This is a genomic window from Paenibacillus xylanivorans (assembly GCF_001280595.1).
Lineage (GTDB): Bacteria > Bacillota > Bacilli > Paenibacillales > Paenibacillaceae > Paenibacillus > Paenibacillus xylanivorans.
The window spans coordinates 123,252-135,334 of the sequence record NZ_LITU01000068.1 but is presented as its reverse complement, the minus strand read 5'-3'; the positions used below and the strand labels follow the sequence as shown (position 1 = coordinate 135,334).

The following is a 12,083-nucleotide window of genomic DNA, read 5'->3' as shown; positions in this document are numbered from 1 at the left end:
ATCAAACATATTAAGAAGCATGCTGCGATTGGTGGCATCTCGATAGCAATTGAGTTGGGCCGTGTCATTATGCAGGCAGAGCCGGAGGGACCGGAAGCGGTGCTAGAGGCCGTGGTACACAAAACCAATGGAAGAATCCTCGGCAGAGGGACGGTGACGACAAAAAAAGTTCGTTATTCAGGTGCTTTCGATGTGGGTACGATCGAAGTATCCATCGCCAACCGTAGGCTTACACTTCATGTAATGAATGAATATATGGCTGTCGAGGACGATGAAGGTACACGCATGACCACGTTCCCGGACGTAATTACTACGTTTGACCTGAAGAAGGGTCTGCCTGTGAGTGTGGGAGATGTTGAAGAGGGTATGGAAATAGCGGTCTTCGCCATTGATAAATCCCAGGTACCACTGAGTTCCAGTGTAAAGGACCCCAGCGTATATCCCGAGGTGGAAGAAATGCTGGGCATCGATTTGCAGAGCTATGCTTTTGACAAGGAGAAAAAAATCTATGCTTGAGGAGAGCATTCTCTCGCTCAGCTCTAACCAAATTGTATTGGACGGAAGCCGCATGACCATTGAGGATGTGGAGAGCGTAGCTCGTTCGCGGAGATCCGTAGTGATTGCCGATGAAGCCTGGGAACGACTAGTCACTGCACGTAAAGTAATTTATGAACTAGCTGCAGAAGGTGTTCCTGTCTATGGACTGAATCGTGGGGTGGGCTGGAATAAGGATAAGGTCATCGGAGATGATTATTTTGAAGACTATAACCGGAACTTATTGTTATCACATAGTGCTGGGGTGAAGCCGGAGGCTACAGAAGATGTCGTTCGTGCGGTGATGCTTGCCCGGTTAAATAGCCTGCTTGCAGGAGCTACCGGCGCTCAGCCCGATATTGCCAAACGTTATGCAGATTTTCTCAATATGGGTATTCACCCGCTTCTCCCGCTTCGTGGATCCGTCGGTGCGGCGGATATTACCTCGATTTCGCATATCGGTCTGGCCATGATAGGTAAAGGTGAAGTGCACATGGGAGGCGATCGTATACCAGCGAGCGATGCGTTAATGGTAATGGGTTTGGAACCCCTGCGTCTTGGCCCCAAGGACGGTCTGGCTATCGTCAGTTCCAATGCTCTCTCAGCGGGAAACGGAGCACTGGCACTCTTCGACATAGAAGAGTTACTGGATACCGCTGACTCTGTATACGCGCTGTCTTTGGAAGCCATTCGGGGAAATATCAGTCCGCTGGAAGAAGCGGTTCATTTTAAGCGCCCTTTTCCAGGACAGTTAAAGAGCCTGGCTATGGTACGGCGCAGTCTGCGCGGCAGCGGACTCTGGAATGGTTTTAATCCTGATTCACTTCAGGACCCGTTGAGCTTCCGTGATGCCTGCCAGATTCATGGCGCGGCAAGAGATGCTTATGCCTATGCGCGCCAGCAGCTTGAAGTTCATCTCAATAGCTCGGACGATAACCCCTGTGTGCTGACGGAAGAGCGGAGAATCTTATCCTGCGCCAATTATGACCCCATATCATGGACACTAGGATTCGAGATGCTTGGAAGTGCGCTGCATCATGTATCCAAAAGTTCATGCTATCGTATGATCAAGCTGGGGGACCCAGACTTTACAGGGTTAAGCCGCTTCTTGACTGCTGATCCGAGCCGCTCCGTCGGTTTCTGCACGGTTCAGAAAACAGCAACCTCACTGGATGCAGAAATTCGTCATTTGAGTAATCCTGTTTCATCTGATTATTTCTCACTGGCGGGAGATATGGAGGATCATGCTGCCAATTCTCCCTATGTTGTAAGCAAGGCAAGAGAGATTGTTGATCGTGTTACTTATATTTTGGCGATTGAAGCGCTTCATGCTGCTCAAGCTATTGATCTGCGTACGGATATGACTCTTGGTGAAGGGACAAGAGCGGGTTATGAGCTATTGCGTTCCGAGGTTCCTTTTTTGTCAGAAGACCGTAATCAAACCATAGATATAGAGCGTGCATACCTTCTGCTTAAGGAAGGGAAATGGCTGAAAGCAGTTCGAGCGAAGATAAATTGATTGTATCAATGATAATCAACAGAGGAGGATATACAATGGCACATGTTGATCCCCAGTGGTCTTTACGGGACCATTCTCAAGAGGGGTGGCAAATTCGTGCGGAGGTCAGTCCGAAGTGGATTCGCGTAAAATTTGAAGGGCAGTTTATCGCAGACAGCAAGGAAGTTCTCGTTGTTACCGAGACAGGCAGACTACCCGTTTATTATTTTCCGAAGAAAGATGTGAACCTTAAATTATTCAAACCTTCAGAAAAGCTGGAGAATGATCTGTATAAAGGCAATCAATTGTTTTGGCATATTAGCAGCGGTGGACGTACGGTAGAGAATGCGGTCTGGAGCTATTCGGGTGCGCAACAGGAAGCGGTATATTTGCAGGATCATTATTCTTTTTCATGGAACAAAGTAGATGCCTGGTATGAGGAAGAGGAAGAAGTATTTGTTCATGCGCGGGATCAGTACTCCAGGGTGGATGCGATCCCGGCCTCACGTCATGTTCAAATCGAGTTGAATGGAGTAATTGTTGCAGATAGCAAGCGACCTGTGATTCTCTATGAGACAGGATTGACCCCACGTTATTATCTTCATCAGGAGGATGTGCGCCTTGATTTATTGAAGGCGGTTAATCATTCCACACGTTGCCCTTATAAAGGAATAGCCAGCTATTGGGCTGCTTCAGTTAATGGAAGAGAATACAATGATCTGGTTTGGAGTTATAAGGACCCATTACCGGAAGTTCATGAAGTTGCAGGACTGTTATGCTTTTACCATGAGTCCGTGGATGCGCTCTACGTGGATGGGGTAAAGTGGTCCCTATCTGCTGATGATCGCCTTCCTTACAACAATGTAGGATGGGGGATAGTGTGAAATGGTAAATCATCTGAATTCTTATATTGCCTGCTCTCTGCGTCAGGAAGATAAACTAATGTTGAAGGCAGATCTAAATCCGCGCCGGGTTCACGTCACATTTGCAGGTGAGACTATTGCGGACAGCACACGTGTTATTACACTTCATGAACGCAGCAAGTTACCGGTATATTATTTTCCACAAGAAGATGTGTCGCAACAATTTCTGGTGAAAACCGAGTTGCAGACACACTGCCCAATTAAAGGCGATGCTTCTTATTGGACCATCCAAGTGGGTGAGTTTATTTCCGAAAATGCAGTCTGGGGTTATGAAAATCCACTTAAGGACATCGAGGCAATCAAAGGTTTTGTGGCCTTCTATTGGAACAAGGTGGACGCCTGGTATGAAGAAGAAGAGCAGATCTTCGTTCACCCGCGTGATCCATACAAGCGAGTTGATGCGATCCAAAGTTCCCGGCATGTAGAGATTGTTCTGGATGGCATCAAGCTTGCAGATAGCCACCGACCGGTGATCGTATTTGAAACGGGAGTCCCCGTTCGCTATTATCTTCCGATTGAAGATGTGGATCAGAATGTGCTTACCGCAAGTGATAAGCAGACATCCTGTCCTTATAAAGGTGATGCATCCTACTGGACGGCTGTCCTGAATGGACAGACCTATGAGAATATCGTGTGGAGCTATCCAAATCCTATTCCTGAAATACCAAAGATTGCTGGATTGCTGTCGTTTTATAACGAGCAAGTCGATGTCTATGTGGATGGCGAGTTACAGCCTAAACCTAAATGGTACTATTCTGCACTTGAATTCTTCAATGAAACCGAAGTAACTGTCGAAAGACAATGATGAGTATGATGATGGGGTTTCTGTCTGCTGTATATGCGGATAGAGCCCTTTTTTGATGATTGCCTCAAAAGCCTTGTCAATACACAAAGAGTTGAATACCTTATGACATAACACAAAAGAGGAGGAGATTACATGAGTGAAGTAGGGTATGGAAATGTTGGAGGTCTTGGTGGATACGGTGGCTTCACATCCACCGGCGCAATCCTTGTTCTGTTCATCTTGTTGGTCATCATCTCTAAAGCATTCCTGGTTTAATTCTTTCACCTTATGAACAACCCTGCTGGCATCACGCCGGCAGGGTCTTTTTGTCATGATTGTATTACCTTCGAAGGCTTAATCAGAACTTGTGTTCATATAAAATACAATTTGAAAGCGTTTGACATATGGGATTATCAATCTATAATTATGGAGTTATGCATTCAACATAGAATTGGATGAAGTTAAGGAGAATAGGTTGGAATGACACTCAAAAAAAGAATATTTTTGCTGTTTTTTCTCAGTGCGTTTATCCCCTTCATTAGTATATTTGCAATTTCCTACTACACCATTGATTCCATTTTTGCGAACAAGATCGATGATGGCATTCGGAGCAATTTACAGCAGGTGACTTCCTCACTGGAGAATTCGATCACCAATCTGAATCATGTTACTCAGCAGTTGTCCTACAGCGGTACATTAGGCAAGAAGCTGGATGAGGTGTTGAAACCATCCTCCAATATATTCGAATTGATTGAAACGCGGGATGAATTAAAGAGCGAATTAAATGTCGTAACATTTACCAACCCGAATATAGGTTTGACATTGTATTATTTCCAGGATGACGGCTCCACACAGTTTGGCAACTTTCCTATAAAGGATCGTTTTGCACCCGAATCTTTGCCAGTGCTCTCCAAAGCATACGGGATTACCTACTACGGTCCTCATGTCAGTATGAATCGATTCGATGATCAGCTCGTTCTATCCGCCATGCGAAAGGTAAAATTGCCCCAGAGGGACGATGCTTATATTTACGTTGAATCCGGTTTCCACCTTGCGCAGGATATATTGGGTTACAATCAGTACAAGGGAGATGTATCCCATCTGATCCTCGATGGAGAGGGAAACATTGTGTATAGTGAGATTCCAGAAGCGATGAAAGTTGGGGAGAATTTCTCCAACTTATCAAAAGGTGCAGCATCGGACGGAATAGCTCGCGATCATCATTGGTTCAGGCAAGACTCCACTCAGAATTGGAGCGTTGTGTCGGTGATCTCACAGGCCAAGTATCAACAGGAGAAAAATCAGTGGTTGCTTCAAATATTACTGGTCGCTTTATTTTTCCTGGGCTTTACTGTATTTCTGGCTTGGCTGCTGTGGAAGATGGTTTATAAACCTCTCGGTCTGTTCCATTCGGAAATCAACGAAATGTCTCAAAATCCACAAACGGCAGGTAGCCAGACCCGCACGCAAATTCCCGAATTCGATTTTCTGTTGGGCGAATTCTCAAATATGCAGCATCAAATCGGTGATCTCTTTAAAGAGGTGCAGCAGAAAGAGAAAATTCGTGCAGATCTTGAAGTGGAAAAGCTGCTGTACCAGATCAATCCTCATTTTTTGATGAATACGCTGGATACGGTGCACTGGCTGGCGGTTATGAATGGACAAGGGGAGATTGACAGGCTGGTGCAGTCTCTGAATAAGCTGCTGTACTACAATTTGGGCAAATTAGGACAGGTTTCCACGATGGAAGAGGAGATTGACGCGCTTAGACAGTACTTGATCCTGCAGCAAATCCGCTATGACTTTGAATTTGATGTGCGTATTTCGGCTGATGAGCAAGTGCTCCAAATACCAGTACCTCGTTTTATTCTACAGCCGTTGGTTGAAAACTCACTTTACCATGGACTGAGTGACGAAGGTTTTATTCAAATTGAAGTGACACGCAAAGAAACGTTGAACATTATGATTCAGGATAATGGGGCAGGTATGACGGAGGAAGTGATTGAAAGACTTCTGAATAATCGTGTACCTGAACATAAAAAAGTAGGGATGGGCATCGGGCTCAATTATGTTCAGCGCATGTTAAAAGCACAGTACGGGGATCAAGCTCAACTGGTGATTGAGAGTGAATTGGGAACAGGGACAAGTATATTGCTTATACTTCCTATCAAAGGAGAAGATATCTCGGCATGATTAAGGTATTGATTGTGGATGACGATAAATTGGTACGAAAAGGAATAAGCTCCGCGATGCCATGGAACGAGTTCGGCATGGAGGTTGTTGGAGAAGCAAGTAACGGGGCTAAGGCGCTGGATTTTCTGGAATCCAACTCGGTAGATCTGATGTTAACGGATCTTGCGATGCCGGTGATGTCTGGCATTGAACTGATGCGAGCCGCAAGGCAGCTCTATCCGGAGCTTCATATTGTCGTGCTAACCCTTCATCAGGATTTCGATTATATCCAGGAAGCACTTAGGCTGGGAGCGATCGACTATATAGCCAAAGTTCAGCTTGAGAAGGAGCAATTCGAACACGTCCTGAATCGGATACATACCCGGATTTGTGAGTTGGCTAATACAAGACGAAAGCTGCCGCTACTCGGTGAAACCAACGTTCATTACCGTAAAGTGTACGCACTTGTTTCACTGGACCGGAAGTCCGGACAGATCTGGCCCATTGAACTCGAATCCAATGTAGACGAGGTTCGATTTGAAGTGGAACGGAATAGCTGGATGTGGGCGACAGCCCTGAATGGTGAGGATCAGCTATTCGATAGATTGAAGGGATACTTGGACCAAATTCCCCAAGGGTCCCTACTGCTGTTGTCTGATGTGCAAGAACGGACATGGTCGCAAATTCAAAACTGGATTATAAACTATACAGAATCGTCCTTATTTTATGCTTATGAACCTCAAGATCCGGTTATTGCCGTTTCTATGAATGAAGAAGACTCTTTTCCAATAGAACCTCAGGATGAGGAAATGGATCGTATTAAACGAAGTTGGTTTCTATCTCCATGGACACACAATGACCATTATTACAACCAGCTTGTTGAAGAGTTTAAATCCCTAAGGCTGCAAAAAGGACAGCTGATGGGATTACTCTACTCCCTGGTCATGGAGTGGAACCATCTTTTTGCCCAGACTACGCTGGGCAGAATCTCCATGATCCATTCTTTTCAATCCTGGTACGAAGTGGAACAGTGGATCAAGCAGACCTCTGAGAGCATTCGAAAGGCGGATGAACAGACTTCGTATTCTCAGGAAATGATTGATGGTGTGAAAAAAGCTGTGATGATTATGCAAAATGATCTGGATCAGGCTTTTACAGCTTCAGGGCTGTCCCAGCAACTGAACATTAGCAGAAGCTATTTCAGCCAATGCTTCAAGGACATCATGGGGAAAACCTTTAACGATTATTCCCGATATATACGAATGGAGAAGTCGAAAGAGTATTTATTGAACACAAACAACACGATTTTCTGGATTGCAGAGCGGGTGGGCTATACGGATGAGAAATATTTCAGCCGAATTTTTCGCGAACTGACAGGCTTGCTGCCTAGTGAATATCGACAGTTAGGCAGAGGGGACAAATAGTGTAAACTCCGCATAACTGACTGAAAATCCGGTGAAAGAAGGGAAAGCAATGATCAAGAAGATGGCTGCATGTGTTGTTGTCGTCAGCTTGATTGCAGGTATAGTATTTTTCAGTATTTCGTGCTTTCGGGAATCTCGGGAATCACCCATTAGACCAGCGACAATCATACCTGATACAGCCGCCACCGAGCCATTTGGCAAATATAACAATCCCGTCTCTATAAGGTTGGGATATGTGGTCGACCCGACGGGTACGGATCTCTCTGAAGGAGAGACTTTAGAGAAGAATATGTGGAAAACGGCGATTAAACAAAACCTTAACATGGATGTCGAAGTCATGTGGCAGGTATCCAAGGAGGATTTTGGTCAGAAAATTGATCTGGCTATCGCCAGCAATGATTTGCCAGATGCAATGATCGTTAATCAGGTTCAGTTGAATGAGATGGTCAAAGCAGGAGAAATTGAAGATCTGACCGAGGCATATGCAAGCAGCGCTTCACCCGAGATGAAGAAAATTATCGACAGCACCAATGGATTGGCACGGGAACAAGTGACCTTTGAAGGGAAAATGATGGCTGTTCCGTCTGTGACGGCGGAAGACTTCAGCATGCTCTGGATCAGGCAGGACTGGCTGGATCGTCTTGGATTGAAACCACCAAAAACGGTGGATGAACTGGAAGCGATCGCAAAGGCCTTTGTGGAGCAGGACCCGGATGGGAACGGGAAAAGGGATACGATCGGGCTTGCCTCAAGCACGGGTCTGTTTAACGATTTCAATAACAACGCTTTTGCTTTTGATCTAACGCCAATCTTCTCGGCTTATGGGTCTTTCCCCGGATATTGGCTCGAAAAAGATGGAGAACCTGTATACGGTTCGATTCTACCTGAGACAAGGAATGCCTTGGTCAGGCTTCGTGATATGTATGCCAAAGGGCTGCTTGATCCAAATCTGGGCATCCGCAAAGAGCCTGAGGAAACCGTCATTAACGGGCAGGCGGGCATGTTCTTCCAAGGTTTCTTTGCAGGATACTGGCCGCTTCCAAGCGCTTGGCTGAATGATCCAAGGGCGAACTGGCAGGCCTACGCGCTCCCGCTGGATGCAAACGGAGCCTATCATGTGAAGGTTAATAATCCCTCAAGTTCTTTCCTGGTGGTTCGAAAGGGGTACGCTCATCCGGAAGCGATCATTAAAGTAAACAATCTATACCTTCGTGATGAGTTCAAGTATGGTACGAGTTTTATGCTGAGTCGTAATTTCTTTGCTCCGGCAGATGAAGCCCGATATGAATCGAAAGCTGTGCAGGAGATACTGGCAGGAACCAAAACACCAGCCGATTTCAAGGAAAAGTCCGAATATAAGCTGCTGGAAAATACGGTTTCGACGATAAAACAAACCAAGCTAAAGCCTTATGATCAACTTGGCATTTCGTTTTGGGATCAGCACAGCGAGAATTTTATGCGTGGTTATTCACTGCTCGTCGGTGGAAGAAACTTCTTTGATCCGAATATCCATAAAGTGCGAAGCCTTACTTACAAGCGTACGCCAGCAATGGAGAGGACGTGGGGGAAACTGTCCAAACTGGAACACGATACATTTCTGAAAATTATTTTAGGCGCTGCGCCGATCGATTCATTCGATCAATTCGTAGAGGAATGGAAGGAACAGGGTGGCGACCAAGTGACTGCTGAAGTGCTGGCTTCCCAGAATGAACACTTGAAGTAGCTAACATATAGACGATCCGATAGCTGTTACATTTCTGAATTCCCATTCATAGCCGGCATTCTCCTGTTCAAGGAGCTTGCTGGTTTTTTATTTCACGTGCCCTGATTAAGAGAGGATAGACAAATGTAAGTCGAGAGGTAAGATAAATGCTCACTACCTCAATGTTGCTCGTTGATCGCAGCAAAAATTGTACACATTTCTCTATCCAAACAAGCGTTTAATCCCTATCTCGATTAGGCTTCTCCAAGTTTTATAATGAAAGCGCAAACAACATGATAGAGAAATAAACAGAACGAAGGGGAGTTGAATTTGATGAGAAATAATTGGTCAATAAAAAGCAAACTGTTGACGAAACGACTGGCTGTGCTTTCCATGTCCGCCCTGATGGTTTCCATTCTAGCAGCCTGCGGGGGAGCCTCCAATCCGCCGACTGCTGAGGATGCGGGCCAATATGAGGTGACACCTGGAGACCCGTTCAGTGCCTATAAAGACGAAGTGACGGTAACGATGGGACGTGTTACGACGGCAAACCCGAAATTGCCGTCAGGAGATACATACGAGAATAATGCGTATACCCGTCTGGTCAAAGATTCGTTTAACGCACAAATTAAGGACCAATTTGAGGCCAACGGTGAAGATTACAGCCGTCAAGTTTCTCTTGCAATCGCTTCCGGGGAACTGCCCGACATGATGCGTGTAGATTCCAAGGATGAACTTAAAGAACTGGTTGATAATGACTTGATTGAAGATATGACGGAAGTATACAAACAATATGCGACTGATAATATCAAAAAGACTTACGATTCATATGATGGCCGTGCACTGGACAATGCCACGATTGATGGACGTCTAATGGGCCTTCCGGCGACTTCGCTGGATTCCGCGCCAACCATGGTCTGGGTTCGACAGGATTGGCTGGATGTGCTGGGAATCAAACTCGATGCTGACGGAGACGGTGCTATCAAGCTGGAAGATGTAGAGAAAACAGCAGAAGAGTTCTTGAAAAAAGATCCTGGGCAAACCGGGAAACCGGTGGGCATTCCTTTTGTGAACACCCTGAATACGACAGACTATAATGGCTCTGCCTATACCATGCTGGGCGTTGCTTCGACCGAAAACGCGTTTCCTCAGTACTGGATGAAGGGCGAAGATGGCAGCATCGTTTATGGTTCAACCACAGAGGAAACCAAGCAGATGTTGGGCATTATGGCCGACTGGTTCAAAAGAGGTATCATCGACCCTCAATTTGGAACCCGTACATTTGACGATATCACTGCACTTTACACCAATGGCCAGAGCGGAATTGCTTTTGGACCGTGGCACATTCCAGACTGGGGACTGAGCAACGTCAAGCAAATGGATAAACATGCGAAATTCACGGCTTACACACTGGAGGATGCAGACGGTAAGGTAAACGTGGCACACGCCAATCCATCCGGTCAGTTTATCGTTGTGAGAAAAGGATATGAACACCCGGAACTGGCGATTAAAATTATAAACCTGTTCTACGATAAACTGGCAAATGACAAAGATGTGGAAACTTCCATGCCAGAGGCAGCCAAGTATCTGGAAAGCGGCGTAGATGGTTCCACCAGACCTTTTAATATTGAAGTCAACTCAGCAACATCACTGCTGGATGATTACTCCGACGTCGTTCGTGGAATTAAAGGTGAGATCGGTTTGGATCAGGTCCGGACAACGGAATCGAAGAACAATATTGAGAGTATCCAAACCTACTTGAAAGACCAAGATACGGATGATGTAACGGCCTGGTCGAAATATCACTCGCGTATGAACGGAGTAGGGCTCATTGACAAGCTGACGCAGGAAAGCAAATTCAACTGGATGACGCCAGCTTTTTCTGGAACCACACCAAGCATGAAACAGACGTGGGCCAACCTGAACAAATTGGAACAGGAATCTTTCATCAAAATCATAACTGGTGCGGAACCGCTGGATTACTTCGAAACGTTCGTCAGCAATTGGAAGAAACAAGGCGGCGACCAAGTGATCCAGGAGATCGAAGCCGAGACCAAAACCCAAAAATAATGAAGTTAACACTGCTGATAGGCTGCGATAAGCAGCCTTTCTTCAGGAAAGGGGTTCATCCATGAAGCAGGAAAATTATAAAGCAAGAAACCGCTTGGGCACGGGTGCCATGTATCATATGATGATGCTGCCAGGCATTTTATTTTTGCTGGTATTCAGCTACATTCCAATGGTTGGTGTCATTACGGCGTTTCAGGATTACGTACCAGCCAAGGGTATGTTTGGCTCCGAATTTGTTGGGCTGAAGCATTTTATTTATATGTTTAAACTGCCGGACATCGGTCAAGTTATCAGCAATACGTTGGTGATTGCCATCGCCAAGATTCTACTCGGCACACTGATGGCCATCATTTTTTCCATTTTATTAAACGAGATCCGCTTTAAATTCGTTAAAAAATCCGTGCAGACGATTGTATATCTGCCCCACTTTTTGTCTTGGGTCGTTCTGGCCTCCGTGGTCGTTAACATGTTCAGCCTGGATGGAAGTGTAAATCAGATTTTAGCCGTTTTCGGCTTGGAAAATATTAATTTTCTCGGAAGCAACACCTGGTTCCAACCGCTAATTATCGGGACGGACGTATGGAAGGAATTCGGTTATAGTTCCATCGTTTATTTGGCTGCAATTACCTCTATTGATCCCGGCCTATATGAAGCGTCAGGGATAGATGGAGCGAGCTGGTGGAGAAAAGTATGGCATATTACATTGCCGGGTATGCTGCCTATTATCCTGCTCATGGGGGTCATGAGTCTGACCAATATTTTGAGCGCAGGCTTCGATCAAATCTATAATCTGTACAATCCGGTTGTCTATGAGTCGGGCGATATTCTGGATACCTATGTATACCGGATTGGTCTTGTTGGCAGACAGTATAGTTTTGGTACGGCTGTTGGGTTGTTCAAGTCAGTGATCGGTATTGTTCTATTATTGTCTGCCAACGAATTGGCCAAAAAATACACCGACAGAAAAATATTCTAA

The 12,083-nt window shown here is 45.6% G+C and carries 10 protein-coding genes; all 10 read left to right on the top strand.

Features of this window, described 5'->3' with window-relative positions:
* A partial coding sequence (locus AMS66_RS33935; protein WP_236703515.1) for an S-methyl thiohydantoin desulfurase domain-containing protein occupies window positions 1–516 on the top strand: 516 nt, incomplete at its 5' end.
* Window positions 509–2,053, top strand: coding sequence for an HAL/PAL/TAL family ammonia-lyase (locus tag AMS66_RS19095; protein WP_053782308.1), 1,545 nt, complete (start codon window positions 509–511; stop codon window positions 2,051–2,053). The genes AMS66_RS33935 and AMS66_RS19095, both read left to right, overlap by 8 nt.
* Before the next feature lie 35 nt (window positions 2,054–2,088).
* The gene (locus tag AMS66_RS19090) at window positions 2,089–2,916 is read left to right on the top strand and encodes a DUF427 domain-containing protein (RefSeq protein WP_053782307.1); all 828 of its coding nucleotides are present in this window, start codon (window positions 2,089–2,091) and stop codon (window positions 2,914–2,916) included.
* Window position 2,917: 1 nt separating this feature from the next.
* Window positions 2,918–3,760, top strand: a complete 843-nt coding sequence (locus AMS66_RS19085; RefSeq protein ID WP_053782306.1) for a DUF427 domain-containing protein — start codon at window positions 2,918–2,920, stop codon at window positions 3,758–3,760.
* A 132-nt stretch (window positions 3,761–3,892) separates the two neighbouring features.
* Window positions 3,893–4,015, top strand: coding sequence for a sporulation protein YjcZ (locus AMS66_RS32395; RefSeq protein WP_143805268.1), 123 nt, complete (start codon window positions 3,893–3,895; stop codon window positions 4,013–4,015).
* Between the two features lie 204 nt (window positions 4,016–4,219).
* Window positions 4,220–5,932 (top strand): sensor histidine kinase, encoded by a 1,713-nt coding sequence (locus tag AMS66_RS19080; RefSeq protein ID WP_053782305.1) that lies wholly within the window; start codon window positions 4,220–4,222, stop codon window positions 5,930–5,932.
* The gene (locus AMS66_RS19075; RefSeq protein ID WP_053782304.1) at window positions 5,929–7,335 is read left to right on the top strand and encodes a response regulator transcription factor; all 1,407 of its coding nucleotides are present in this window, start codon (window positions 5,929–5,931) and stop codon (window positions 7,333–7,335) included. Before AMS66_RS19080 ends, AMS66_RS19075 begins: the two co-directional genes overlap by 4 nt.
* Before the next feature lie 49 nt (window positions 7,336–7,384).
* A complete protein-coding gene (locus AMS66_RS19070; RefSeq protein WP_236703514.1) occupies window positions 7,385–9,058 on the top strand; it encodes an extracellular solute-binding protein in 1,674 nt (557 codons plus the stop codon).
* A 312-nt stretch (window positions 9,059–9,370) separates the two neighbouring features.
* Window positions 9,371–11,107: a type 2 periplasmic-binding domain-containing protein gene (locus AMS66_RS19065; protein WP_053782303.1), complete on the top strand. Its 1,737-nt coding sequence runs from the start codon at window positions 9,371–9,373 to the stop codon at window positions 11,105–11,107.
* Between the two features lie 61 nt (window positions 11,108–11,168).
* Window positions 11,169–12,083, top strand: coding sequence for an ABC transporter permease (locus AMS66_RS19060; protein ID WP_053782302.1), 915 nt, complete (start codon window positions 11,169–11,171; stop codon window positions 12,081–12,083).